Below are 25,878 nucleotides of genomic sequence, written 5' to 3' on the forward strand. Positions count from 1 at the left end.
GACCCAGATTTGCCATGCCCGATTTTTCGCATCTACACGTACATACCCAGTTTTCGCTGCTCGACGGTGCCGCCGATATATCCAAGTTATATAAAAAGGCCGCTGCCGATGGAATGAAAGCCCTTGCCATTACCGATCACGGTAACATGTTCGGCGTTTTCAAGTTCGTTGCCGAAGCTGGTAAGCATAACGTTAAACCCATTGTAGGCTGCGAGTTTTACGTGGTTGATGACAGGCATGTTAAACAGTTTTCTAAAGAGAAAAAAGATAAGCGTTATCACCAGCTGTTTTTAGCTAAAAACCCTGAAGGGTATAAAAACCTGGTGAAGTTGTGCTCGCTTGGTTATATGGAAGGCCTTTACAGCAAATGGCCCCGTATTGATAAGGAGCTGATCTTAAAATATCATAAAGGGCTTATAGCCACTACCTGTTGTATAGGTGCATCCGTACCGCAGGCCATTTTGCGCGACGGTGAAGAAGCCGCTGAAAAAGAATTTAAATGGTGGCTGGATCTTTTTGGTGAAGATTATTACATAGAGTTACAGCGCCATGAGATAAACGAGCAGGAGATCATCAACAACACACTGCTTAAATTTGCCAAAAAATATGGTGTCAAGGTAATCTGTTCAAACGATTCGCATTACGTGGATCAGCAGGACTCTAACGCGCACGATATTTTGCTTTGTGTAAACACAGGCGATATGCAAAGCACCCCGATAGCTACCGACGAAGAAGGTGGTAAAGGTTATCGCTTCGGGTTCCCTAACGACCAGTTTTACTTTAAAACACAGGCCGAAATGGGTAAGTTGTTTCATGACGTACCCGAGTCGTTAGATAATACCAATGAGATTGTTGACAAGGTGGAAACCTTGAAGCTGAAACGGGATATCCTGCTGCCTAATTACGTAATCCCCCAGGAGTTCAAGATACATAGCGAAATTACGCCTGATGCCGATACGCTGAACCAATGGGAATACCTTAAGCACCTTACTTTTATGGGTGCTAAGGAGCGTTATAAAGATATCAGCCCCGAAGCCGAAGAGCGCATCAACTTCGAGCTTTTCACCATTCGCACCATGGGTTTTGCGGGATACTTCCTGATTGTGGCCGACTTTATTAAGGCAGGCCGCGATATGGGTGTATTTATTGGGCCCGGCCGTGGTTCGGCGGCAGGTTCTGTTGTGGCCTATTGTATAGGTATCACTAATATCGATCCGCTGAAGTATAACCTGCTTTTTGAGCGTTTCCTTAATCCGGATCGTAAGAGCATGCCCGATATAGATACCGATTTTGACGATTCTGGTCGGCAAAAGGTGATTGATTATGTGGTAGATAAGTATGGTAAAAACCAGGTAGCGCAAATTATTACTTACGGCTCTATGGCTGCCCGTACCAGTATACAGGACGTTGGGCGTGTATTGGATATGCCGCTAAGCGAGGTGAACGCGCTTAAAAAGCTGGTACCCGAAACCCTGGGGATTAACCTTAAAACGGCAATAGAACAGGTACCAGAGTTACAGGAGATCTACAAGTCGAACGACTTGAAAGGGGTAGTATTACGCGAGGCTGAAAAGTTGGAAGGCTCGGTACGTAATACTGGTGTGCATGCCGCGGGTATTATCATCGCGCCTTACGACTTAACAGAGATTGTCCCTGTTGCGACAGCTAAGGACTCCGATCTGTTAGTTACCCAGTATGACGGCCGTGTGATTGAGGATGCCGGCGTTATTAAGATGGACTTTTTGGGCCTTAAAACCCTTACCATTATTAAGGATGCCCTCCGCCTGATCAAACAAAACCATAACGTTGAGATAGATATCGATTACATTCCGCTGGACGACCAGGAAACCTATGCCCTTTACCAGCGTGGGGATACCAATGGTACGTTCCAGTTTGAAAGTGATGGTATGCAAATGTACCTGCGCGACCTTAAGCCCGATAAGTTTGAGGACTTAATAGCCATGAACGCCCTTTACCGCCCGGGCCCAATAGAGTACATCCCTAACTTTATTAAGCGTAAGCACGGGCAGGAAGAAATTGTGTTCGACTTGCCGGATATGGAAGAATACCTGGGCGAAACCTATGGTATTACTGTATACCAGGAGCAGGTGATGCTTTTATCGCAAAAGCTGGCAGGCTTTAGTAAGGGCGATGCCGACGTTTTGCGTAAGGCAATGGGTAAAAAGCAGATAGAGGTACTTAATAAAATGGAAGCCCAGTTTATGGAAGGGGCAATGGCTAAAGGCCACCCTAAAGATAAACTGAACAAGATATGGACTGACTGGAAAGCCTTTGCGCAATACGCGTTCAATAAATCGCACTCCACCTGTTATGCGTTTGTAGCCTATCAAACTGCCTATCTGAAGGCGCATTACCCTGCGGAGTATATGGCAGCGGTATTGAACAACCAGAACAGTATGGAGAAGATCACCTTCTTTATGGAAGAGTGCCGCCGCATGGGTATTGAGGTGTTGGGCCCGGATATTAACGAAAGTTATATGTCTTTCACGGCTAACAAAAACGGCGTTATCCGCTTTGGCTTGGCAGGTGTTAAAGGTGTGGGCGAGAAAGCTGTTGAAAGTATTATTGAAGAGCGCATAGAAAATGGACCGTATACCTCTGTGTATGATTTTGCGCAGCGATCAAATACGCGTAATGTTAACCGTAAATCGTACGAGAATCTGGTTTATGGCGGCGCATTTGATGGCTTTGGCTTAAAGCGTTCACAATTCTTCGCTAAAACTGAAAATGGCCTTTTAACCGGTGTAGAGCGCCTGATAAAATATGCCAACGATTACCAGAATACCCAGAACAGCTCACAGGCATCGCTGTTTGGCGGTTCGGTAGCATCATATATACCAGAGCCTACCATGCCCGAAGCTGAAGAATGGGGTTTGATAGAAAAGCTGAAATACGAAAAAGATGTAATTGGCATTTATCTTACCGGACATCCATTGGATAACTATAAGCTGGAACTGGATAAGTATTGCAATACTACAATCACCGAATTAAAGGTGGTGCAAAAGGCACGCTCCGGCGAAGGGGGGGAGGATGTGATGGCCAAATTTGCCGAGTTGCGCAAGCGAGGAGAGATATGTATTGGAGGATTGGTATCCAGTGTGCAGCATAAATTTACCAAAATGGGTAAACCGTTTGGGGCATTTGTGCTGGAGGATTATAACGACTCTTACGAGTTCGCGTTTTTTGGTGAGGATTATGTAAAATTCCGTAACCTGATGGTGGATGGTTATTTTCTGCACATCAAAGGCAACATCGAAGAAAAGTTCCGCCAGAAAGATAACTGGGACCTGCGCATTACTACTATGTGCCTGTTATCTGAAATGCGCGATAAGCTCAGCAAATCTTTAACGGTGTGTTTAGATGTGCGGGCATTGAATAATCAGTTGCTTGATAACCTGCTGGAAGTAGTTAACGTTAACAATGAGAAATATCCTGCCCGGAATTGCCAGTTGCGCTTTAAGATCATGGATGGCGAAGAGGCCATGTCTGTCGATCTGTCTTCAAAACAATTCAGGGTCAGCCCAAGTGATGACCTAATGGAAGAGATATATAACCTGACGAATGCAAGGGCGGTACTGCAGTAAGATGCGATTTGTTATCTTTATTATTATAAGGTAGATTTGTTTAAACAAAATATACATGACTACTGAAGCGATCCGGGAAAGGTTACATGAATATATTCGCTTTGCAGACGACAAAAAGCTGGAGGCAATATATACAATGGTAGAAGACGATATTGTTGAAGAGCTTGACCTATGGGAGGATGAAGGTTTTTTGCAAGAGATGAAAAACCGGGTAGAGGATTTTGAAGCAGGCAAGACACACACTATATCCTGGATGGACGTAAAAAATAAAGCGAAATCAGCAAAGTAGCAATTGTGTACAATATTGAATTTGAACCAAAAGCAGATGCTGAATATCAACATGCTTATGCTTGGTACGAACAGCGATTGCCTGGTTTAGGAGAACGCTTTGAAAGGTGTTCAGATCGAAAGATATCATCTATTTCAACGACCCCATTGTTATATCCTGCAAAAAAGTATGATATCAGAGAATGTAAAATAAACGACTTTCCATATCTTATTATTTATAAATTTTATCCCCAAAGGCAGCTCATATTAATTATATCAATCTTTCATACCAAAAGAAATCCTATTAAAAAGCTTAAACGGTAACAAATAAGTGTAATGCTTTTTCCACACAAAAAGTAACCCTGCTAAGCCATTATAAAATAAAGTTTCTGTCAGGTTTGTAATTGTTGATAATCTCATTGTCACATTGTCATGCATGCACTTGTGGCAAGCGTTTTGATTAGTATATATTTGTATAACATATTTAAAATATAGAAATCATGGCTTTAGAAATAACTGATGCAAACTTCGAAGAACTTGTTCTTAAATCAGATAAACCGGTATTGGTAGACTTTTGGGCAGAATGGTGCGGCCCTTGTAGAATGGTTGGCCCTGTAGTAGAAGAAATTGCCAAAGACTACGAAGGCAAAGCTATTGTAGGTAAAGTAAACGTTGATAATAATCCCGGTATATCAATGAAGTATGGCATCCGCAATATCCCTGCTTTATTATACTTTAAAGGAGGCGAAATTGTTGACAAGCAAATTGGCGCTGTACCAAAATCAATACTTGCCGATAAATTAAGCAAACAAATAGCATAAGTTAAACAGAGATATAACAAGGAAGGCCCCAATTATTCGGGGCCTTCCTTGTTATTATGAGTCTTTATCTTTTATCCTTACTCTTATTATCCTTTATCTATAATTTACATCCTGCTCACGCTGCCGCTGCCGGCTTTTGAGCTGGAAATGTCTTTAGCCGCACCAGTATAATGGATATCGCCCGAGCCTACAACGGATGCTTCTATCTTTTCAGACGCGTTAATGCGTGCGTCGCCCGAGCCGGCAACTTTAACCTGTGTATTTTGGGTAGCCAAGCCCTGGCCGGTGAAATCTCCCGAGCCCACTACGCTGACTACAGAGTTATCTGCACGACCTGATACAGTGATATCACCAGAACCTCCAATACTGCTCTCCAGGTTTTTAACATCTACCTTTCCGCTAATATCGCCGGAGCCTGTAAGTTTAAGTTTCAATGAAGGCGCTTTTAACCCGTCTTTAAAATAAACATCGCCAGAGCCAGCAAGGCTAACGGCGTTAACGTTTTTAATACCTACATATATTATCATTTTTTTATTGCCGCTCCAATTCCAGCTGGTGTTATTTTTGGTGTGGATTTTCAACACACCACCTTCAACCTCAGTTACAATTTTGTCGATTATATCTGATGGTGCATCCACTTTAACAGATTCTGATGAACCCTGCGTAATATACACATCGTAAGAGCCGGCAATGCTCACTGCATTAAAGCCGCTGAGATGGCGGTCCTGCACATCCGCTTTGGCAACGCCTGCGGCGGCAACTAAAATGCCCGCCATTAAAAAAGTTTTTAGTGTTTTCATCGTTTTAGTTGTTTAACTATTAGATGCAATTGTATCAGAAAAGTTGCAGGAGAGATAAAATAAATGTCATTATGAACAAGAGTGAAGCAAATCTCAGAATATAAGCGTACATGCTGAGTTTGCTCCATCTCACTAATGAAACGATATCATTACTCTATTAATACCCCGATGTAATAATTAAAGGTATCTACCTCTATATTATCTTTTGTTGCGCCTTCTATTGTAACAGGTGTATAACGTGTTTTGGGGTTGATGAACTGATATTCGCCGCCTTTTAACCGTACACGAACAGGCATATCAAACTTGCGGACATCCGCTATCCATTTGCACATCAGTTTGCCGTTTATAGTATTAAACTCCAGTGTAGGGATGTTGGCATGTTTAAGGTACTGCTCAAATATAGCGCTCAGATTTTTACCGCTTTGCTCATTGATATAATTCACAACCTGATCGTAAGTAACGGTTTGATGATAGAAAGTTTGATTAAGCCCACGTAAAATGCTGCGCCATTTTTCATCATCATTAATAACCGTGCGGATCATGTTCAGTAGGTTACCGCCCTTGTAATACATATCGCCCGACCCTTCTTTGTTAACGTTATAAGGGCCTACAATGGGGCCATCGTTTTGTATAGCCATGCGGGTGCCGTGCACGTACTCCTGGCCGGCCTGCTTGCCCCAGTTAGCTTCAATAAATAACGACTCGCTATAATTGGTAAAACTTTCATGTATCCACATATCGGCTACGTCTTTTGAAGTGATGTTGTTGCCAAACCATTCATGGCCGCTCTCATGCACTACAATAAAATCCCATTTCAGGCCCCAGCCTGTACCTGATAAGTCGCGGCCAAGGTAGCCGTTTTGATAATGATTACCGTAAGCTGTGCCACTTTGGTGCTCCATGCCTAAATGGTGGGTTTCTACCAATTTATAGCCATCCTCGTAAAACGGATAAGGGCCAAACCAGTGTTCAAAAGCTTTAAGCATAGGTTTGGCATTGTCACCCCATTGCTTTTTGGCTTTTTCTAAATTATAACTTAAGGGCCAGAAATCCATTGTAAGCTTGCCTTTTTCGCCCATGTAAGTATCGCTGTAATGTACATAATCGCCAATATTGGCTTCAATGTCATAGTTATTGATAGGATTGGCTACAAACCAATCGAAGCGGGTATAGCCATCTTTTAACTGAGTTACCTTACGCAGCCGGCCGTTGCTTACATCCTTTAAACCCTTAGGTACGCTAATGCTGATCAGTGCACTATCAACCTCGTCGGCCTGATGGTCTTTAGTTGGCCACCAAATGCTGGCGCCAATGCCCTGGCAGGCCGTAGATACCCAGTTATGCCCAAGTGAATCTATATTATATTCTACACCCCCATCCCAGGGAGCACGCTTGGCAATAGTTGGGTTGCCCGAATAAAATACAGTAAATTCATCCTTGCTGCCATTTTTTATAGTTTGAGGAAATGTAATGAATACAGCATTGTACTCGCGGGAATAGGGTATTTCCTTGCCTTTATACAATACCTTTTCAACTTTTAGATTAGAGAAGAGGTCGAACTGCAATTTATTAAAATCCTGTGTGGCGGTGTATTTAAAAAGCACATTGCCACTTATAAACTTGTTTTCTATATCGAACTTCACATCAAGGTGATAATAATTGATATCGTAACAAGTACGCAACGGTGTAAGCATACCGCGCAGGGTATCCGCACGGGTAAAGGTTTCTTTATGCTCGCCGAGTTGGGCATGGGCTAAGGCTGGCGCTAATGCCAGCATTGAAAAGCTGATAAGCTTTTGATATAATTTCATTTTTCTGAATCAGTATTATTAAATTGAATATTGTTGAAATGGCGACCACTCACCATTCTCTGTTCATCACTCACTATATTATTTTAAAACTTCCACATCAATAAAGCTATCGTTGAAAACGGTATGCGTAGCTTTTTGATAATCGCTGGCTACTGCTTTGTACGGATTTTCTACAAATTTTTGTGGGTTACGCGCATACAGCGGGAACGAGGTACTTTGTACCTGTATCATGATACGGTGGCCTTTTTTAAAGGTGTGCAGTACATCGTTCAGGTGGAAGTTGACGTCGGTCTTTTGGTTTGGTACCATAGCCTCAGGCTTCTCAAAGCTGTTGCGGAAACGTGCGGGCATGATCTGCGAACGTACCATTTGCCAATAATTACTTAAAATAATGTTCTTATTAGGCATGTATGGGTTATTTTTTTCATCAGCAGGATAAACATCTATCAGCTTAACAATCCAATCTGCATCGCTGCCGGTTGTAGCCACCTTTAGGTTAGCCATTATTTCGCCGCCAAGGGTAATATCATCATTCAATACATCAGTCTGGAAAACCAGCACATCAGTACGGCGGCCGGCAAAGCGCTGATCTTCGCTCATGTAGTTATGCGGCGTAAAGCCCATAGTGGTGGTGTTGTCTTCGGTATAAGGCACCGGTTTAAGCGGATCGCTCATAAAGCTGGTGCTGCCTTGAGCAGATGGTGCTGTATCGGCCAGTTTGCCATCGCTGTTCAGGTAAAATTTGACATGCGTAGCAGCAGGGGAAGGCCATTTATCAAACTTATCCCATTGTTTTTTACCGGTATCGTACATGTAGGCTTCGGGCAGGCCGGAGTTTTTGTCGCCGTTCTCTTTCAAAAAGTGATGAAAGAATTTTTGCTCCATTTGTGTTTGATAAAAGGTAGCAATGCTGTCGCCGAAATAAACGTTGCTGTGCATGGTATGCCCCGTCTCGCGCGACCAGCGACCATGGCCAAACGGCCCCATCACTATAGTATTATAAGCATTCGGGTCTTTCTTTTCGATAGTTTTATAAATAGCCAGGGGGCCGGTCAGGTCCTCGGCATCAAACCAACCGCCTACCAGCATTACGGCAGGTTTTACCTTATTATAATGTTTTAACAAGCCTCGTTTTTGCCAGAACTCATCATAATTAGGGTGGTTGATTGTTTCCTGCCAAAAGAAATTGTCCTTGTAATATTTGTCGGCGTTGCTTAGCGGGCCTAAATCAAGCAGGAACTGGTAGCCATCGCGTGTGCCGGGGTTGAACATGGCATTCTGGAACCAACTGGTTGACGTAGTATCCTTTTTCTGGATGCCAAACACCGGGAAAGTAAAAAAGTAACCTTCTATAAAAGCCCCGTTGTGGTGAAAATCGTCGAAAAAGAAATCAGAAATAGGTGCCTGCGGCGATGAAGCTTTAAGCGCCGGGTGGTTACTCAATATACCGGCAGCAGTATAGAAACCAGGATAACTGATGCCCCACTGGCCAACTTTACCGTTGTTGTCAGGCACATTTTTTATCAGCCAGTCGATAGTATCATAAGTGTCAGAACCTTCGTCGACGTCCTTTTTGCTTTTCTTGTTATCAATAACAGGCGTCATGTTGGTCCAGGTGCCCTCGCTTTTGTAACGCCCGCGAACGTCCTGGTAAACAAATATGTAGCCTTCTTCCATCATAAATTTAGATGGACCTACCTGGCCGGGATATTTAGTTTCGCCATAAGGTGCAATACTATAGCAGGTGCGCTGCATAATCATCGGATACTTTTTATCCTTGGCAGCGTCTTTAGGTGTGTAAATAGATGTAAAAAGTTTTATACCATCGCGCATGGTGATGTACACATCCTTTTTGGTGTAATGCTCTTTTACATAGCTGCTCTGTGCAAAAGCGCCACAACAGACGGTGCTTAAAACAAGCAATAAAGCGTAAAATTTTTTCATATTGTCAGTCAGAATAGTTTATGAGCGTAATTTACTAAGTATATTATAAATAAGCTAACTGGTGTTAATACTGTTACAATGCTATATGCGTTAGCGATAGCAGCGGATACCAGCAATGTGGCTAAAGCCTGTGCAGTATAAGCGGATAGCGCGGACCGGGGGTAACGCTCTAAGCTGTTAATTGTGCGGTCGCCTGGTGATAATTGTTAGGCTTTGTCAGCCTCAGTACATTAAATCAAAATACTGTTTACTAAGGGGTTTATAATCGTTAACTTTGGCCACCAAAATACACTACTATGCAATATGATGTTATCGTTATAGGGTCTGGCCCGGGTGGTTATGTAGCCGCCATTCGCTGCGCCCAACTTGGGTTAAAAACTGCTATAATTGAAAAATATAACACACTTGGAGGAACCTGCCTTAACGTAGGTTGCATCCCTTCAAAGGCACTGCTCGATTCATCTGAACATTATCACAACGCTGCCCACGCTTTCTCTGCCCATGGCATTAAGCTGGAGAACTTGGGCATTGATTTCGGCCAGATGATCAAACGCAAACAGGAAGTTGTTGATGCCAATACCAGCGGTATCAGCTACCTGATGAAGAAGAACAAAATTGATGTGCACCAGGGTGTTGGTTCGTTCAAAGATAAAAACACCATCATTGTAACAAAGGCTGATGACACAGCTACTGAGCTGACCACCGAAAAAGTGATAATTGCTACAGGTTCAAAACCATCAAGCCTGCCTTTTCTTAAAATTGACAAGAAACGCATCATCACCTCTACCGAGGCTTTGACATTATCAGAAGTACCTAAGCACCTTATATTGATTGGTGGCGGCGTTATTGGCTTGGAGCTGGGCTCGGTATACGCGCGTTTAGGGGCTAAAGTTTCTGTGATTGAGTTTATGGACAGTATTATCCCAACAATGGATAAAGCCTTGGGCCGCGAGCTGCAGAAAGTGCTTAAAAAGCTGGGCATGGAGTTTTACCTAAACCATAAGGTAACCGGTGCCACCGTTGAAGGTGATGAAGTAACCGTAACCTTTGATAATGCAAAAGGCGAAAAGCAGGAGCTTAAAGGCGACTACTGTATGGTAGCGGTTGGCCGCGTTGCTTATACCGATGGTTTAGGTTTAGACAAGATAGGACTTACCGTTGAAGAACGTGGACGCAAGATTACCGTTGACGAGCACCTGGAAACCAGCGTTAAAGGTGTTTATGCTATTGGCGACGTAATTAAAGGCGCTATGCTTGCACACAAAGCAGAGGATGAAGGTACTTTTGTTGCCGAGATCATTGCCGGGCAAAAGCCACACATCAATTATAACTTGATACCGGGCGTTGTTTATACCTGGCCTGAAGTTGCTGCCGTAGGTTTTACCGAAGAGCAATTAAAAGAGCAGGGCGTTAAATATAAAACAGGCTCATTCCCATTCAAAGCGAGCGGCCGTGCGCGTGCCAGCGGCGATACCGACGGCTTTGTGAAAGTATTGGCAGATGCCACTACCGACGAAATATTAGGCGTACACATGATCGGCCCGCGGGCTGCTGATATGATTGGAGAGGCTGTAGTAGCGATGGAGTTTCGTGCATCGGCAGAGGATGTGACCCGTGCAAGCCACGCGCACCCTACCTATACCGAAGCTATGCGCGAAGCATGTTTAGCCGCTACCGAAAACAGGGCTATCCATATATAGATAGATGTTCACGAATACACAGGTGAACACCGTGAACATGCGTAAATATATATAAATCAGATATATCATAATTTGGCTGACATTACAGTGTCAGCGTCTTTAACAATCCCGGCTACTAAAGCAGCCGGGATTGTTATTTAAAGCACTTTGCAGTATTGATTTTCGCGGATAAGTGTGGCTGTTGGCTATTATACACATCAATAGCTTCTTGCTAAATTTTCAAAATTTAAATATTTTTAAAATGCTTGGTATTTAACTAAAAGTGTATATCTTAGGGAAGTTAATATGTGAGGGTTAATTAAGTCTTTGATATTAACTGATACGCAATCAACCTTATCTATTGCAATGACACTTAAACCTAAAACAACCTTACTCAAACTGCCATTATTTTTTACTTTTTTGATTGCTGCGCTGATAATTTATAGTTGCAGAAAAGACAACAATAACAGTCAGGCACAATCAAACTCCCAGATCGACGAAGCCAGGGCATGGTATGAAAACACCTTTCCCGTGACCAACAAAATAAGTGGCGGGTTGCAAACCCAAGGCGCCGGCAAAAATCATGACCTTACGCAATGGATTAAACCCGATTGGCAGCATCCTAACGCTTATATCAGAAACGGGGAAAGCGTTATCGAAATGCCTATAGACCCGGCGTCGAAGTTTGCATCAAGCGTAAAACTTAATACCAAACGCTTTAACCCTAAGTACAGTAGGAGTTATTATTTAGTGATACATGACAGTACCAAGTATAATGCCTACATTTTGACCATAGTTGCCGACTCAAGCTATGTAGGTAATGATCTGAGTAAATTAGGGCACAATACTTACCGTAAACATGATGCTGATTTTACGGGTAGCGTACTATATTTTACCCCAAAAGGCGATTACCTTGGAGGATATGGTTACAACAACGGTAAACTGATGGAACCAGGTACACCTGAGGTTAAAGCCGGTAGCCAGCAGATAAACAGCGTACATACAGATGATCTGAAAGATAATTATATGAAACAAGAGTGTACCGACTGGTACATTGTTTATTATAAGGATGGAGAGTACTGGTACGATGAATACCTGACTACGACCTGTACAATGGTAGATGACGGCTCCGGACAAGGCGGCGGAGGTAGTGGGCCGCCACCACCGCCGCCACCTTGCCCTGCAGGCAGCCACCCCGGGCCACCGGTAATACGCCCATGTATTCCGCCTGCAGTAGCATCAGTTGACAATGGCAATAAGGTAGCGGTTAACTACGTGCCGCCACCGCCGCCGCCTGGTGATGACGGCTTGCCGCCGCCGCCGTCACAAAGTTGTTCGGTCGATCCTCCGAGGGAGCCTTGTCCTGTGGAAGAAGATCCATGTGCGCAAGCAAAAAAATTAGTGCAGGACGCTGCTTTTAAAAGCAAAATGAATGATTTGAAATCTAAGGTTACTTTATCCTACGAAACAGGATACACTATTGATGCAAGTGGCTCTTACAAAGCTGTTCAGGGCCCTGCTGGGCAAGCCTTTATAAGTTTATCACCTACAACACCGCTCTCAGGATACATACATACACATTACACGGGTACATTACCTACATTTTCTGGTACCGATGTTAAAGCGATTTATGATTTACAACAGAAAAATAAAATTGCTAACATAAGTACGTTTACCGCTGGTGTAGTAACAGCCAGTGGGACAACTTATATAATGAAAGTGAATGACCCTGCCAAATTTGCAACGTTTGCTGCCGGTAATTTGAATAATGATGCGAACTTTAAACAATTCGAATTATATTACTCTAATAAAGAAATTACGTATGAAGTTACAGGCAAAGACAAGGTTACAGCCCATGAAATGGCTCTGTTATCTGCATTGCAAGATTCGGGCCTTACGATTTTAAAAGGCAATAACACCTTTTCATCATGGGATACATATACCTTAAAGGAAACGAATGGCATTAATGATTCAATTGTTATTATTAACTGTAAATAAATTACAAATGAGAAAATATTTAACACTTTTTATAATATTAGTAATATTTTGTTGCTTTAGAGCCCTTGGACAGTCTTCAGGCAATAACTATCTTGCTCAACCTAACTTGAAAAAATTTGAGGGTAAATGGCAGTTTAGTAATGATACCATTACCTTGACTTTACAACTCTATAAAGAAAAAGTTCATATAAACAGAGGTAATAATAACTTTTATATAGATTTAGTGCAGGGTAAGTATTCTTTGATAAAAAAAGGAAAGGTCATTAGTGATTTAAATAGTCAGGATGTCACAATTACCAGTGGAAGTTTGGAAAATCAAAATGACCCTTATACATTACACTTTATTTTTACGGATGTAGGAAAATATTCGAAAAGGTGCAATGTAACTTTTAAGTTATCGCCAAATCAACTCGGCAAGGCTGAATGGTTACTAACCAATACTGAGCATGTAATTGTTGGCGACGAGAAATTTGATCTAACATTTTCAGTTCCGACTTCGATGATATTAAAAAAGGTGCTATAAATTATAAGCTATAATCTTAATAATTAGTAGCTTGACGAACCATTCATTACATTTCATGGACTACCGGTAAGGTATAGTTATCAACTCGTTGAGCTTGTGCAAAAGCTTCAATAGAGTCTTGTCATCCTCTAAATCTTTAGCCAACTTTAAATGGATGTTACTGGTTGCCTGAGTAATACTGGTTATTAAGCCACCATTGAGTAATATAATTGTCTGCAAGTGCTACAATATCTTTGGCGCCAACGGCATTGGTAAATCTATTATTCAAATCAAACTGTCAGTAATATGAAAAGTAATATTCTTCTTTTATTAATTGTGATATTTCAAACTCTTTCCAGTTGTGCTCAAAACAAAATAGTTCAAGGCACTACTACGGTAAATAATCAAAAATTTAAAATAATGAAATCTAAATTCTTATTGAAAGACTCAAAGACAATATCTGTCTTTCCTGAGAAAAATAAATACAAAGGACCGCTTCCATCGCGAAAGGACGGTTCAGATATTCCCTTTCGAAAATCAGATATACATGTTGACATTGCCAAAGTGAATAACATTATAAATGATGTCTTGAAGGCAAAAAGACAGCGACTTCATGAAAATCAGGAAAAAATTGCTATCAGCTTTATTTTCGAAACGACTGGAATATTGACAGATATTAATTACACATTATCAGATGGAACGATTATAACAACTAATGAATTAGAACATATTGATAGTTTACTCCGGCAACAAATAAAAGCGTCATTCACAGGCTCACAGTATAAAAATTATATTGCCGTAGATTATTTGGTTCCACTTATTAAATTCTAAGGCGGAAAACGAATCAAACATTTGCCGACTTTGATAATATGTTAAAAGGCTTTAATTAGGCAGGCAAGGAAATATAATTGTCTGCCAGCGCTGAAATATGTTAGTTGACAACACTAACAATGGCAAAAAAATTAGATCGAACTATGAAATATCTTTTCACATTAATTCTTATAACGACATTGTCTTGTGTAAAGGGTCAAACATCAAATATACCCTACCTTGCTCAACAGGAATTAAAAAAATTTACGGGTAAGTGGCAATATACGAGTAACGATACCATATTTACTATCAATTTGATTTTGGAGAAAAAATATAATAAAGGCTCTGGTAATGGTTTTTATATCGATGTAATTGTAGGTGATTATATTTTAAAAAAAGGAGAGCAGATCTTACAATCCTCTTCAGCTATAAAACCAATAAGGGCAGGTGGCTTTGTTGATAAGAAATTGAATAACAATAAAATCGATTTCTTAATAACTGACTTAGGTAAAAAATCAAAACGAGGCACTGTGACATTTGAAATACAGAGCGGCCAGGAAAACATTGCAAAGTGGCAACTCAGCAATAATGAAGGTATTCATATTGGTACCTATGACTACTCCTTTTCGTTACCCTTACAAGCCATGTTTAAGAAAGTAAATTAAAAAATAGCATAAAAGCCCTTAACTGGGTTTTTATTTATGCGGGTTATAAAAACTGGGCATATATGATCAGCAGCTTGTTAAGCCTGTGCAGCAACATTAATGATAAGCGTTACGTCGTTTTTTTAAAACTTTAAGTTAAGCTGGTGGCGGTTAACTATGTGCCACCACCGCTGTCGCCCGGTGATGACGGGTTGCCGCCACCGCCATCACAAAGTTGTTCGGTCGATCCTCCTACCTGCCCTAAAGTTGTTAGTGCCAACCAGCAATAACGAATTTTCGTAATATTAGCTTGCAACCTAACACTAAGTGATATAGTAAACACAAATAAAACTTTTAAAGATGGCGTCAAAGGAACCAGTTGTGAATAAGCTATTATTTTTTCAAATAATCCTGCTTATATTTTGTCTTACTCCAACGACATCATTTGGCCAAACAAGTATAGAGGAAGCCAAATTTAAAACCGGAGATGCTGCGTTACGCAAGTTTCTTTTGACTGAGTTGGATAAAATCAGAAAGAAACACGACTTAAATGTTTGTTTGATATCTGTTACGTTTGCAAAATTTTCGATTGATTCGGCAGGTAATGTAACTAAGTTATCATTTTCAGAAAATAAGGATACTCCTCCAGTTTTCAGAAATATTTTAACAAAACTTATCCTTTCAACAAGCGGGCTGTGGAATCCTAAGAAAGTTAACAACAGGCCAGTAGAAAGTAAACCATTTATACTGCCATTTATTTATCAGATGGAAGCTGGATGTATTGTTAACAAAAAGGGCGTTAATAATGGAACCGATGCAGCGTTAATGAGATTAATGGAGTTTGAAGGAGAAGATAAAAAGACAAGTCAGATTGATTGCACCTTATTAACACCAATAGCAGTTTTTTCACAAAATTAAGATTTATGCCCTGTTGATATTTAGTATAACAAAGGAACTGTATTTCCTGATATAATAGTCTTAGTAAGGATTAAGTCTTCAATGATAAAAAAAGCGGCTGCCCCGATCGAGGCAGCCGCTTTTTTTATTGAAATATAAGCTTATTCGGTTTTAATGCTTTTTAATGGATTGCCCATAGCCGCTTTCGCCGCCTGGAAGCTTACCGTTATAATGGCTATTAACACGGCCAGTATACCCGAGTATAAAAAGATGGTCCAGCTGAGTTGAATGCGGTAGCTAAAATCCTGCAGCCACTTGCTCATGAACCACCAGCCGATAGGCGCTGCAATTACAACTGATATCAGCACCAGCAATACAAAATCGCGGGTAAGCAACTGCATCAGATTGGCAACACCAGCTCCCAGCACCTTACGTATGCCTATCTCTTTGGCGCGGTTCTCGGCCATATAGGCAGCAAGTCCGAATAAGCCAAGGCAGGATATTAATATGGTTAGCGCCGAAAAGGTGAAAGCTATTTTGCCGGTACGCTGTTCATCCTTAAACTTTTGGGCATATTCCTGGTCAACAAACTGGTATTGAAAAGGATAAGCCGGGTTGTGTTTTTTAAATATCGCTTGTGCAACTTTTAAATTTTTCGAAACCGAATTAGCATCGTTAAGCCTGATCGTCATAGTATTATAAAACCATCTGTTGGTACCATAAATGATCATCGGGCCAACTGCCTGGTAGGGCGAGCCGATAATGAAGTTTTTTATTACGCCCACCACTTTAAGCGGGTTGGTGCCGGCCATTATGGTTTGGCCAATAGGGTCTTTGAAGCCCATGGTTTGTAATGCCGCCTCGTTTATTAAGACGGCCGAAGTATCTGAAGGGAATTTGTTAAAATCGATATCCCTGCCTGCCATAAGTTTAAAACCAAATGTCTTTACAAAATCGCCGGTAGTGGCAAAATTGCTAAAGCCTATATTTTTATGATTAGGGTCCATATCGCCCCAGTTAAAGCCCGAGCCGTTACTGCCATCAATGGTTACCGGTAAACTGGTTTTACTTACAGCTAATGCTACGCCATTGTTCAATAACTCGTTTTTGATTATTTCAAAATTTTTACCTATCGATCCATTGATAGGGTGCTCTATCAAATTATTTTTAACATAACCATTATCCCGGTTTTGTACATAGTTTATTTGCTGGTAAATAACAATAGTTGAGATGATCAGCACAATAGCTATAGTGAACTGTGTAACCACTAATACCTTGCGTGGGGTAATTACCTGGGCCCTGCTTTTAAATAAGCCCTTTAAAACCTTAACCGGCCTGAAAGATGACAGATAAAATGCCGGATAACTGCCTGCAAGCAAGCCAGTAATCAACACAAAGCCAGCACCCGCCAGCCATAGATAAGGATTATTGTAATCTATAGTCAGCTTTTTGCCGGTCAGCTCGTGAAATGCCGGTAAAGTTAGCTGTACAAGGGCTACAGCAATTACTCCAGCTATGGTTGTGATCAATACTGATTCTGCCAGGAATTGCTTGATTATAGCAAACCTGTTAGCACCAATTACTTTGCGAACCCCTACCTCTTTACCGCGTTTTTCGCTCTGTGCGGTGCTCAGATTCATAAAGTTGATACATGCAATGAGCAATACAAGCAGGGCAATAACCAACAGTAAACGTACTGTTTCTATAGCGCCTCCGGCTGGTTTTCCGTTTTCAAACCTTGAGTACAGGTGCCATTTACTTGCCGGATGCAAAAATAGGCCATAATGCAGCGATGCATCATGATTGCGCATTATGTTCTCGATTTTTCTATTCAAGTTTTGGCCATTGGCACCTTTTTTTAATTGTACATAAGTGTTGTATGACCCATTTGCCCAGTTATGAGGCGCAAACTTGCCAATGTTCGGTTCAAGTGATACCAGGTAATCAAATTGAAATTGGGTATTTGTGGGTGGATCAGCAACAACGCCCGTTACTTTATAAGTTTCATTATCGTTTATTCGCAGTACCTTATCCGTTGCATTTTCGTTACCAAAAATGCGTTTGGCCAGGCTGGCAGTAAGTACTATGCCTTTGGGGTCGTTTAGCGCGTGCTCGTTACCATTTAGCATCGGGAAGCCAAACATGCTTATAAACTGCGGGTCTACGTCGAGCCCATTAGCTACTATGCTTTTATCCTTGTAGTTAAAAAGGCGGTCGTTGGGCCAGTATACGCGAGCAACTGCCTTTATTTCCGGAAAGTTTTGTTGTAGCTCGGGAGCGATAGGTGATGATGTAATATCCCAGGTGTAAATATTACCGCCGGCATCCTTGTCAGACCGGTTCCATACTTTGTACAGATCGTCTGTATTTTTATAAAAGCGATCAAAGCTTAACTCGTTCTGTATCCAGGTAAAGATCAGGATAGCACCGCACATGCCGGTTGCCAGGCCGATGATATTGATCAAAGAAAAACCCTTGTTTTTCCATAAATTGCGCCAGGCTATTTTAAAGTAGTTCTTTATCATAATCGTTAATATCAATATAATGATATAAAATGTTATGCCATTATTTTAATTTATTGATAATCAATATATTGAAATGGTACAAGGTGGTAGAATCGTTCGGAATCGAACACCCGGCGTGCGGGTGTATTACAATTGTAAAACTGTTGCCTATTTTTAAAGTTAACTGAATAATGCAGGCATTATTAAATACCGGGATATTAATAGGTACCATAGCTTCAATGGAGCTGCTTTCATGGGCAATGCACAAATATCTTTTTCATGGGCCGCTTTGGTTTATCCATAAAACGCACCACCAGCAACGCCATGGCTGGTTCGAGCTGAACGACCTTTTCAGTATTGGTTTTGCAGCATTGGCCTTGTGGCTGATGTGGGCAGGGCATATTATTTTAGATTACCGCTTCTGGATAGGGGCAGGGATCAGTGTATACGGCATCATCTACTTCATTTTTCACGACTGGTTTATTCATAACCGCTTCAAAAGTTTCAAAACCAACAACCGCTATTTGAACGGCATCCGCCGGGCGCATAAGATACACCATAAGTCGACGGAAAAATGGCCATCGCAGGAATTTGGATTATTGGTAACAAACCGGAAATGGTTTAAACGCTAATTGTTACTTTTGCGCTGCAATGAACATCCTTATCGTCAGTAACAACCAGATACCGGTAACAAAATATGGCGGTACCGAGCGCATTATATGGTGGCTGGGCCGCGAGCTTGACAGGATAGGGCACAAGGTTACTTACCTGGTTAACCAGGGTTCATACTGCCCGTTTGCAAAGGTTATTGAGAGGGATTACAACAGGGATGTTGCCGAGCAGGTGCCTGATGATACCGACATCGTTCATTTTCAATATCCTGTAGAGGGGTTCGGCAAAAAGCCATTTATCAGCACCATTCATGTAAACCCGCCGGTTGGTACGCAGATGCATGAAAACTCGGTGTTTGTATCATCCAACCACGCGCAGCGCCACGGGGCTGTTGCTTATGTGCATAACAGTATCGATCTGGCCGATTATCCCATTCCCGATCTTAATAAGCAACGTAATCATACACACTTCCTGGCAAAAGCCGCCTGGCGGGTAAAAAATGTACGGGGTGCTATAGACGTTGCCACAAAGAGCCATAATAAGCTGATTGTACTTGGCGGCAATCGCCTTAACATTAAAATGGGTTTCCGCTTTACGCCAAACTTAAATGTACGGTTTAAAGGTATGGTTGATGATAGGCAAAAGGCCGTGGTAATGAACGCGTCAAAAGCCCTGCTTTTCCCGGTTTTATGGCATGAGCCATTCGGCATTGCCATTATTGAAAGCCTGTACTATGGCTGCCCGGTTTTCGGCACACCGTACGGTGCCTTACCGGAGCTGGTACCAACCGGTTTGGGTTTGTTATCGGATAGCCGCTCTGCTTTGGTAAACGGTTTGCAGAACGCCGATGCTTACGACAATCAGCTATGTCATCAATATGCCGCTGATAACTTTAACATAGGGCGTATGACATTGCAGTACCTTGATATGTATGAGCGTGTACTGAATGGCGAAAAGCTCAACGCGGTTAAACCTGCAGTAGCTGCGGCCGCCCAACCCAAATTTTTGCCGTGGAACAATTAATTTATACATTTATTTAAATGAATACCCGGACGGCATTACACGCAACACCTATACAAACAAGGCCTTTAATTGTATTTATATTGTTGGGGGTGTTGCTTAACCTGGCTGGTATAACTGTTAAGTTTTTTACTGATGACCCCGCATTGTACAGCCTGCTGGCCCGCAATATGGCGCATACCAATAACTTTGCGGACCTCATCTATCATGGCCGCGACTGGCTGGATAAACCCCATTTCCCGTTTTGGGTGGCTGCATTAAGTTTTAAGTTGTTCGGTGTAAATACGGTGGCCTATAAATTACCCGCACTAATATTTTTCCTGATGTCAGTAGTGTACACTTACTTGCTGACAAGAAAATTTTACGGCTTTGAAACCGCTTTGATAAGCGTATTGATCTTGCTTACCTCTCAACATGTCATCATGTCTAATACTGATGTTCGTGCAGAGCCTTATATAATGGGCTTACTGATGGGAAGCGTTTATCACTTTTATAAGGTAAAGCTACGGTTTACCTGGGGCGATATCTTACTCGCGTCATTATTTGCCGGATGCGCCGTAATGACCAAAGGCATCTATCTGCTGATTCCGATAGGGTTTGCCATTATCGGCGATTACCTGTTCAAGAAAAATTTTAAAGGTTTGTTTCATTGGAAATGGCTGCTGGCTGTATTACTGACAGCAGTATTTATCCTGCCAGAGATCTATACATTATATACCCAGTTTGATCTTCATCCAGAGAAAGAAGTGTTCGGTCGTACAGGGATGTCGGGCATACACTGGTTTTTGTGGGAGAGCCAATTCGGCCGGTTTAATAATAACAGCTATATACGCAATTCTCACGGCAGCATCTTTTTCTTTTTACATACGCTGCTTTGGGCCTTTTTGCCCTGGGCTATTGTGTTTTTTTATGCGCTTTTTAAAAATATCCGCAACTTACTTAAAGGTGTGGGCCAGCCGGAGTATGTAGCTTTATGCGCATCGGTTCCTATGCTGATCATCTTCTCCATCTCAAAATTTCAACTGCCTTTTTACACCAACATACTGTTCCCGTTCTTCGCCATGATACTCGCTGTCTTTTTAAGACGACTTACCGTTGGTGCAGAGCTTAAATTTTTTAATATCAGCCAATACATCATTTGCGGGTTATTGCTTATAGTACTGATAGCTTTAAATATTTTGTTTGCACCGCAAAAGCTGTGGATTTTCATTGTGATAGTAATGTTGCTGGTGTTGTTAACGGGTTACATTTATAAAAACAGAGGCGCCGCCTTTCAGCCGGTGTTTTTGTTGAGTTGCTGTGTCGTAATCTGTGTCAACATTTATGTTATCTCTGTTGTATATCCGTTACTGGTTAGCTATAAAGGCGATGTATCGGCGGCTGATTTTATGAACAAAAACTATCCTGGCAAACCACTTGTATCATCTGTTACCAGCAACCGCCTTGACTTTTACATGAAACAGCCGGTTAAATATATCGATGCCAATGATGCGAAAAAGCAAGCCGGACAGATTATTTTTACCGAAAGGCAGGTGCTTGATCAATTGAAAAGCGAAGGAGTATTATTCAATGTGCTGAAAACCTTTGACAATTATGGCCGCGAAAACCTGACCATGCCGTTTATTAACAGTTTTAAAAGAAACACGGCTTTAAACCAGTATTATCTGATCACATTAAATAATCAGGCAGTTAATCGCTAACGCTTCCTGATTTTTCGCGAAATTCGCCACACTATAAATATACCCGCCACATGCTGCAAATTCAGGAAAACATATCACTAAAAAACTTTAACACTTTTGGTATAGATGTAAATGCCCGCTACTTTGTCGAGATCAATCACGAAGATGATTTAACGGAGTTGTTTGCCGATGAGCAGTGGAAGCAATTGCCAAGATTGGTACTGGGCGGCGGTAGCAATATGTTACTGGTAAATAATTTTGATGGTTTAGTAATACGGCTAAACATTCGCGGCATTGAACACCGCATCAATCATGAGGATGTATTTGTTGAGGCCGGGGCAGGAGAGGTATGGAACGACCTGGTGAACTACTGCGTAGATCATGGGTACGCCGGTATGGAAAACCTGACCCTGATACCCGGATCTGTAGGCGCATCGCCTATACAAAATATAGGGGCTTACGGGGTAGAGCTTAAAGATGTATTTGAAAGCTGCCGTGCCTTTGAGATTGCTACTGGCGCATTTAAAGTGTTTACTAAGGCCGACTGCAAATTTGGTTACCGTGAAAGTGTTTTTAAAAGCGAACTGGCGGGGCAGTATATCATCACCTCTGTAAAATTTCATTTATCGCTAAAGCCAAATATCAACCTGAAGTATGGGGCAATTGAGCAGGAACTGGCTAACCGTGATATTACCGAACCTACTATTAAGGATGTATCGCAGGTTGTAGCTCATATCCGCGTATCTAAACTGCCCGACCCATCAACTATCGGCAACGCGGGTAGCTTTTTTAAAAACCCGGTGATTGGCCTCGGGGAGTTTCAAGCTCTGCAACAACAGTTTCCGGATGTAGTAAACTACCCTGCAGGCGATGGCCAGGTAAAGCTTGCTGCCGGCTGGCTGATTGAACAATGCGGCTGGAAGGGTAAAATTGTAGGAAATACTGGCACCTGGAAGAACCAGGCCCTGGTTTTAGTGAACCATGGAGGGGCCACCGGAGAAGAAGTGTATAATTTTTCGTCGCAAATTATAGACAGTGTGTATCATAAATTTGGCGTTACCCTGCAACGTGAAGTAAATATCATACAATAGCGCCTCTGTTTTAGCCGGTAAGTTTTTTACAACTCTCATTTACAAACACTTAATGTTGTAACATTTTTTTTAATCATTTAAGAAGGGCTTAAATCTGCTTATAATGGTTGATTAAATTAATATGCTGATTATAAGTTATTTATGATGTATAACTGTTAAAGGCAAATTATATTTTCTAAAACTTAAGGGTGTATAGCACAGTCCAAATTTACCTGTATTGTCATTAATGGTATCGTGTTTGTATAAATACAAATACAAAACATTAACAGAATGACAAAGATTGAGTTTAACACCCTGGTATTACGTCAAGCAAGTTCATTAAGGTCTTATGCCTTACACTTTACTCATGACGCAGACGATGCTAACGACCTTGTTCAGGATACAATGTTGAAAGCCATAACTTATTATAATAAGTTTAAAGAAGGTACTAATTTAAAAGGGTGGTTGTATACCATCATGAAAAATACCTTCATTAACAATTATCGCCGTTTTGTTAAGATGAGCACTTTTGTTACCAAGAGCGATGAGATTTCGTCTCCAAACCTGGTGTTCAGTTCAACTAAAAATCAGGGTGAATCAAAATTTGTGATGGACGATATCAAACGCGCGTTAGACCGTTTACCATCTGACTATTATGTGCCTTTCACCATGTATTTTGAAGGCCATAAATATCACGAAATAGCAGATCACCTGGATATCCCTATCGGTACAGTTAAAACACGCATACACGTAGCTCGTAAATTACTTAAAAAGAACTTAAAAGCTTATGATAATGGTGTTGCCAAACCGGTATATGCCGAAAACGAATAAGCAAATAAACTCAACATATATATAAAGAAACCTGCCTACGTGGCGGGTTTTTTTATGCCTGTAACTTTAAACACCCTACTGCTTCAAATTTTTCAAACACTATTGCTGTATGTGGTGCATCAGCTAACTCGTCGGTAAGGTCTTGCCCGGCCCAGTGTTCGTAGTGTTTGCCGTTACGCCAAAGCCGGCTTTGGGTAACATCATAGATAACCCCTTTGTAAGCGACCCATATCTGCGGTTTATCCTGCCCGTTACGCAGGGCAAGTTGTGATCGGGTATATAAAGGCAGATCGGTCATGTAGTAAAATTACGGCGATTGCGGAAGTATTCAAAAAAGGCGATATTCATCATCAGCAATGCCATGCTGTAAAAATGATCCTCGAAAGGGATTGTACCAACCCTGAAGGCCATGTTCTGAGAGTTATTATACAATACTACCGGGATAGAGGTAAGCAACCCATTAACCAGGTAAAACGGCAATAACGACACAAGGTAGGCCAAATAAAACTGCGGTAGCCAGCTCTTATTAAATAATACCAGTAGCGTTACAATCAGCAGCGCAAAAGTTACCGCTGTATACAGATGGTTGTAATAAGATATTAACATTATAAAGGAAATGGCGATCAAAACAAGAGTGATAAACTTTGCTGCTTTTGGGCTCATCTGCCATTTTATATAATAATTAAGGCAGGCATAAATAAAAATGCAGGCAAACGGCACGGTCAGGAAAAATAGAACCTCCTCTAACGGCAGGCCGAAGAATTTAAGGCCGATGATATATTTATTATTGAATGACCATACGCCATAAATGGTGAACAATACGTCCCAAAACAAAAATATCAAGCCGGTAATGGCCATCCCCGGCCAGATGAATTTCCAGCTTTTGACAAACTGCACCCTCTTATCAAATGATAATATCACCGGGAAAAATACTGTCAGCAGGTTAATGATCAGATAGGTGTATTTCACTATAAAGCGGATAATGTTTGCTTGAGCATGTTGTTTTCTGCAGGTGTACAGCGTTTGGACTCTATTAAAAAGTCAATGATCGTTTTTACCAGCGCTTTATCGGCTGAAGAATAGTTTTTATTCTCAATTTGCCGCACCATCTCCTGCCTGTCGGTAACCAGGTTTTTGTTAAAGCCTAAAAAGCCTGGTACGTTGTGCTCTATCGAAAACCTCATAAAGCGGATCTCGATATTATGCGGATCATGACTGACCGCCTCTTTAAAGGTTTTTTCAGAATCGTTAAGATGTTTGATCTTATAATACGGGTTCCAGGCGTGTTTTGCTTTTAAAGCCTGCAGGGTACCTATGTAACCGTTTATTAAAGGATGCCTGTCTTTGATGCTTGTAAGGTTGTTATATAAAGAATCGGTAACTTTTTTACTGTCAAGAGCAGTAACCAGTAATTTGCGTATGTGGTGCAGGTTAGGTTGTACGGCATCATCAGTAGTAAAAGCGGTACTAAGCGTTGTTATGAGCAATATTGTCAACAAACGTCCAAAAGTGGATAGCTTCTGCATATTTAATGTTACAGTCATCGGTTAAATATAATTCAGTTTGCGATGCAATAAGGCTTTAAAATACAAACGCAGCTTTTGCGAATCGGATACTCTTATCCGCTTGTTAATAATTGTACAGGCTGAGGTAGCACTTATTTTTTTAAATAACTGAAGATAATAGATATAAGCAACATATACACCCAGGCGGCAACCTTTGGGTAATTGCTTTATACCTTCAAAAGCATCGTCAAAATCCTTTTTAATGTCTGCCTCTATCAGTCGCTTGTCTTCTTCAGTAAAATTGCTGAAATCCACCTCAGGGAAATAAGTACGTCCGCGGTCTTCATAGTCCGCTTTTATATCTCTTAAGAAATTAATCTTTTGGAACGCCGAACCCAGGCTACGGGCTTTAGGGACCAGTTTGTTGTACAAATCAGGATCGTTTTCGCAAAAAATGCGCAGGCACATTAATCCAACCACTTCTGCAGAGCCATAAATGTAGTTTTTGTAGCCGGTATCATTGTACTCGGTTTTGTCAAGATCCATCTTCATCGAAGTAATAAATGCCTCTATCAAATCTTTTTCGATGTGATATTGGTTAACTACCTGCTGAAATGATTGCAATACCGGGTTAGTGCTGATGCCGCGATCGATAGCTTTGAAGGTTTCCGCTTGAAAATCATCGATCAGTTCGCGCTGATTGTGGCCGTAAAAAGTATCCACAATTTCGTCGGCATAGCGTACAAAACCGTATATGGCATAAACCGGGTAACGAAACCGTTTATCAAACGCACGTATGCCAGTACTAAACGATGTGCTGTACTTAGTGGTAATAAGCTTGCTGCATTCAAAGCATGTTTGGTCAAATAGGTTCATTAC

General features: G+C 41.4%; 23 protein-coding genes. 15 read left to right on the forward strand and 8 right to left on the reverse strand.

Annotated elements, in window-relative coordinates:
* The first annotated feature begins 14 nt into the window (after positions 1-14).
* The 4 genes from dnaE to trxA all read left to right on the forward strand — a co-directional run bounded on the left by dnaE (position 15) and on the right by trxA (position 4,693).
* Positions 15-3,605: a DNA polymerase III subunit alpha gene (gene dnaE, locus ACFQZX_RS15265; protein WP_377116925.1), complete on the forward strand. Its 3,591-nt coding sequence runs from the start codon at positions 15-17 to the stop codon at positions 3,603-3,605.
* A 55-nt stretch (positions 3,606-3,660) separates the two neighbouring features.
* Positions 3,661-3,894, forward strand: coding sequence for a hypothetical protein (locus tag ACFQZX_RS15270; protein ID WP_377116927.1), 234 nt, complete (start codon positions 3,661-3,663; stop codon positions 3,892-3,894).
* A 5-nt stretch (positions 3,895-3,899) separates the two neighbouring features.
* Positions 3,900-4,196 carry a type II toxin-antitoxin system RelE/ParE family toxin gene (locus tag ACFQZX_RS15275; RefSeq protein ID WP_377116929.1) on the forward strand — a complete coding sequence of 99 codons (297 nt, stop codon included), beginning with the start codon at positions 3,900-3,902 and terminating at the stop codon, positions 4,194-4,196.
* A 176-nt stretch (positions 4,197-4,372) separates the two neighbouring features.
* On the forward strand, positions 4,373-4,693 hold the full coding sequence (trxA, locus tag ACFQZX_RS15280) for a thioredoxin (protein WP_377116931.1): 321 nt from the start codon (positions 4,373-4,375) through the stop codon (positions 4,691-4,693).
* 104 nt (positions 4,694-4,797) lie between these two features.
* Here trxA and ACFQZX_RS15285 read toward each other — a convergent pair whose 3' ends face one another.
* The 3 genes from ACFQZX_RS15285 to ACFQZX_RS15295 all read right to left on the reverse strand — a co-directional run bounded on the left by ACFQZX_RS15285 (position 4,798) and on the right by ACFQZX_RS15295 (position 9,248).
* Positions 4,798-5,493, reverse strand: a complete 696-nt coding sequence (locus ACFQZX_RS15285; protein WP_377116933.1) for a head GIN domain-containing protein — start codon at positions 5,491-5,493, stop codon at positions 4,798-4,800.
* A gap of 149 nt (positions 5,494-5,642) precedes the next feature.
* A complete protein-coding gene (locus ACFQZX_RS15290) occupies positions 5,643-7,304 on the reverse strand; it encodes a M1 family metallopeptidase (protein ID WP_377116935.1) in 1,662 nt (553 codons plus the stop codon).
* Between the two features lie 78 nt (positions 7,305-7,382).
* Positions 7,383-9,248 (reverse strand): CocE/NonD family hydrolase, encoded by a 1,866-nt coding sequence (locus ACFQZX_RS15295; RefSeq protein WP_377116937.1) that lies wholly within the window; start codon positions 9,246-9,248, stop codon positions 7,383-7,385.
* A 296-nt stretch (positions 9,249-9,544) separates the two neighbouring features.
* Here ACFQZX_RS15295 and lpdA point away from each other — a divergent pair, with 296 nt between their 5' ends.
* The 6 genes from lpdA to ACFQZX_RS15325 all read left to right on the forward strand — a co-directional run bounded on the left by lpdA (position 9,545) and on the right by ACFQZX_RS15325 (position 15,799).
* Positions 9,545-10,948 (forward strand): dihydrolipoyl dehydrogenase, encoded by a 1,404-nt coding sequence (gene lpdA / locus ACFQZX_RS15300; protein WP_377116939.1) that lies wholly within the window; start codon positions 9,545-9,547, stop codon positions 10,946-10,948.
* Positions 10,949-11,293: 345 nt separating this feature from the next.
* Positions 11,294-12,925, forward strand: a complete 1,632-nt coding sequence (locus ACFQZX_RS15305) for a hypothetical protein (RefSeq protein ID WP_377116941.1) — start codon at positions 11,294-11,296, stop codon at positions 12,923-12,925.
* 7 nt (positions 12,926-12,932) lie between these two features.
* Positions 12,933-13,448 (forward strand): DUF6705 family protein, encoded by a 516-nt coding sequence (locus ACFQZX_RS15310; protein WP_377116943.1) that lies wholly within the window; start codon positions 12,933-12,935, stop codon positions 13,446-13,448.
* Between the two features lie 285 nt (positions 13,449-13,733).
* Complete coding sequence (locus ACFQZX_RS15315) at positions 13,734-14,258, forward strand: hypothetical protein (protein WP_377116945.1); 525 nt, start codon at positions 13,734-13,736, stop codon at positions 14,256-14,258.
* 119 nt (positions 14,259-14,377) lie between these two features.
* On the forward strand, positions 14,378-14,902 hold the full coding sequence (locus tag ACFQZX_RS15320) for a DUF6705 family protein (protein ID WP_377116947.1): 525 nt from the start codon (positions 14,378-14,380) through the stop codon (positions 14,900-14,902).
* Positions 14,903-15,241: 339 nt separating this feature from the next.
* Positions 15,242-15,799: a hypothetical protein gene (locus ACFQZX_RS15325; protein WP_377116949.1), complete on the forward strand. Its 558-nt coding sequence runs from the start codon at positions 15,242-15,244 to the stop codon at positions 15,797-15,799.
* Between the two features lie 140 nt (positions 15,800-15,939).
* On the opposite strand, the gene ACFQZX_RS15330 is transcribed toward ACFQZX_RS15325, so the two are convergent.
* Positions 15,940-18,303: an ABC transporter permease gene (locus ACFQZX_RS15330; RefSeq protein ID WP_377116951.1), complete on the reverse strand. Its 2,364-nt coding sequence runs from the start codon at positions 18,301-18,303 to the stop codon at positions 15,940-15,942.
* 170 nt (positions 18,304-18,473) lie between these two features.
* On the opposite strand from ACFQZX_RS15330, the gene ACFQZX_RS15335 reads away from it, so the two are divergent.
* The 5 genes from ACFQZX_RS15335 to ACFQZX_RS15355 all read left to right on the forward strand — a co-directional run bounded on the left by ACFQZX_RS15335 (position 18,474) and on the right by ACFQZX_RS15355 (position 23,494).
* On the forward strand, positions 18,474-18,914 hold the full coding sequence (locus ACFQZX_RS15335; RefSeq protein WP_377116953.1) for a sterol desaturase family protein: 441 nt from the start codon (positions 18,474-18,476) through the stop codon (positions 18,912-18,914).
* A 19-nt stretch (positions 18,915-18,933) separates the two neighbouring features.
* Positions 18,934-19,917 carry a glycosyltransferase gene (locus ACFQZX_RS15340; RefSeq protein ID WP_377116955.1) on the forward strand — a complete coding sequence of 328 codons (984 nt, stop codon included), beginning with the start codon at positions 18,934-18,936 and terminating at the stop codon, positions 19,915-19,917.
* Between the two features lie 17 nt (positions 19,918-19,934).
* On the forward strand, positions 19,935-21,614 hold the full coding sequence (locus tag ACFQZX_RS15345; protein ID WP_377116957.1) for an ArnT family glycosyltransferase: 1,680 nt from the start codon (positions 19,935-19,937) through the stop codon (positions 21,612-21,614).
* 50 nt (positions 21,615-21,664) lie between these two features.
* Positions 21,665-22,684, forward strand: a complete 1,020-nt coding sequence (gene murB, locus ACFQZX_RS15350) for a UDP-N-acetylmuramate dehydrogenase (protein ID WP_377116959.1) — start codon at positions 21,665-21,667, stop codon at positions 22,682-22,684.
* 270 nt (positions 22,685-22,954) lie between these two features.
* Positions 22,955-23,494 carry an RNA polymerase sigma factor gene (locus ACFQZX_RS15355; protein WP_377116962.1) on the forward strand — a complete coding sequence of 180 codons (540 nt, stop codon included), beginning with the start codon at positions 22,955-22,957 and terminating at the stop codon, positions 23,492-23,494.
* A 52-nt stretch (positions 23,495-23,546) separates the two neighbouring features.
* Here ACFQZX_RS15355 and ACFQZX_RS15360 read toward each other — a convergent pair whose 3' ends face one another.
* From ACFQZX_RS15360 to ACFQZX_RS15375, 4 genes are read right to left on the reverse strand one after another with little or no spacing between them, the layout of a single operon-like run.
* Entirely contained in the window at positions 23,547-23,792 is a 246-nt protein-coding gene (locus ACFQZX_RS15360; RefSeq protein WP_377116965.1) for a cytochrome b5 domain-containing protein, read from the reverse strand.
* The gene (locus ACFQZX_RS15365; RefSeq protein ID WP_377116967.1) at positions 23,789-24,463 is read right to left on the reverse strand and encodes a lycopene cyclase domain-containing protein; all 675 of its coding nucleotides are present in this window, start codon (positions 24,461-24,463) and stop codon (positions 23,789-23,791) included. Before ACFQZX_RS15365 ends, ACFQZX_RS15360 begins: the two co-directional genes overlap by 4 nt.
* Positions 24,463-25,038, reverse strand: a complete 576-nt coding sequence (locus ACFQZX_RS15370) for a hypothetical protein (protein ID WP_377116969.1) — start codon at positions 25,036-25,038, stop codon at positions 24,463-24,465. Before ACFQZX_RS15370 ends, ACFQZX_RS15365 begins: the two co-directional genes overlap by 1 nt.
* Positions 25,039-25,041: 3 nt before the next feature.
* Positions 25,042-25,875, reverse strand: coding sequence for a phytoene/squalene synthase family protein (locus tag ACFQZX_RS15375; RefSeq protein WP_377116971.1), 834 nt, complete (start codon positions 25,873-25,875; stop codon positions 25,042-25,044).
* Positions 25,876-25,878 lie beyond the last annotated feature (3 nt).

This window comes from Mucilaginibacter litoreus, assembly GCF_042676805.1.
GTDB lineage: Bacteria > Bacteroidota > Bacteroidia > Sphingobacteriales > Sphingobacteriaceae > Mucilaginibacter > Mucilaginibacter litoreus.

Excerpts from the sequence above, each read along its gene's own strand:
- dnaE (WP_377116925.1), top strand. The coding sequence starts at position 15 with ATGCCCGATTTTTCGCATCTACACGTACATACCCAGTTTTCGCTGCTC.
- ACFQZX_RS15270 (WP_377116927.1), top strand. The coding sequence starts at position 3,661 with ATGACTACTGAAGCGATCCGGGAAAGGTTACATGAATATATTCGCTTT.
- trxA (WP_377116931.1), top strand. The coding sequence starts at position 4,373 with ATGGCTTTAGAAATAACTGATGCAAACTTCGAAGAACTTGTTCTTAAA.
- ACFQZX_RS15285 (WP_377116933.1), bottom strand. The coding sequence starts at position 5,493 with ATGAAAACACTAAAAACTTTTTTAATGGCGGGCATTTTAGTTGCCGCC.
- ACFQZX_RS15290 (WP_377116935.1), bottom strand. The coding sequence starts at position 7,304 with ATGAAATTATATCAAAAGCTTATCAGCTTTTCAATGCTGGCATTAGCG.
- ACFQZX_RS15295 (WP_377116937.1), bottom strand. The coding sequence starts at position 9,248 with ATGAAAAAATTTTACGCTTTATTGCTTGTTTTAAGCACCGTCTGTTGT.
- lpdA (WP_377116939.1), top strand. The coding sequence starts at position 9,545 with ATGCAATATGATGTTATCGTTATAGGGTCTGGCCCGGGTGGTTATGTA.
- ACFQZX_RS15305 (WP_377116941.1), top strand. The coding sequence starts at position 11,294 with ATGACACTTAAACCTAAAACAACCTTACTCAAACTGCCATTATTTTTT.
- ACFQZX_RS15310 (WP_377116943.1), top strand. The coding sequence starts at position 12,933 with ATGAGAAAATATTTAACACTTTTTATAATATTAGTAATATTTTGTTGC.
- ACFQZX_RS15315 (WP_377116945.1), top strand. The coding sequence starts at position 13,734 with ATGAAAAGTAATATTCTTCTTTTATTAATTGTGATATTTCAAACTCTT.
- ACFQZX_RS15320 (WP_377116947.1), top strand. The coding sequence starts at position 14,378 with ATGGCAAAAAAATTAGATCGAACTATGAAATATCTTTTCACATTAATT.
- ACFQZX_RS15325 (WP_377116949.1), top strand. The coding sequence starts at position 15,242 with ATGGCGTCAAAGGAACCAGTTGTGAATAAGCTATTATTTTTTCAAATA.
- ACFQZX_RS15330 (WP_377116951.1), bottom strand. The coding sequence starts at position 18,303 with ATGATAAAGAACTACTTTAAAATAGCCTGGCGCAATTTATGGAAAAAC.
- ACFQZX_RS15335 (WP_377116953.1), top strand. The coding sequence starts at position 18,474 with ATGCAGGCATTATTAAATACCGGGATATTAATAGGTACCATAGCTTCA.
- ACFQZX_RS15340 (WP_377116955.1), top strand. The coding sequence starts at position 18,934 with ATGAACATCCTTATCGTCAGTAACAACCAGATACCGGTAACAAAATAT.
- ACFQZX_RS15345 (WP_377116957.1), top strand. The coding sequence starts at position 19,935 with ATGAATACCCGGACGGCATTACACGCAACACCTATACAAACAAGGCCT.
- murB (WP_377116959.1), top strand. The coding sequence starts at position 21,665 with ATGCTGCAAATTCAGGAAAACATATCACTAAAAAACTTTAACACTTTT.
- ACFQZX_RS15355 (WP_377116962.1), top strand. The coding sequence starts at position 22,955 with ATGACAAAGATTGAGTTTAACACCCTGGTATTACGTCAAGCAAGTTCA.
- ACFQZX_RS15360 (WP_377116965.1), bottom strand. The coding sequence starts at position 23,792 with ATGACCGATCTGCCTTTATATACCCGATCACAACTTGCCCTGCGTAAC.
- ACFQZX_RS15370 (WP_377116969.1), bottom strand. The coding sequence starts at position 25,038 with ATGACTGTAACATTAAATATGCAGAAGCTATCCACTTTTGGACGTTTG.
- ACFQZX_RS15375 (WP_377116971.1), bottom strand. The coding sequence starts at position 25,875 with ATGAACCTATTTGACCAAACATGCTTTGAATGCAGCAAGCTTATTACC.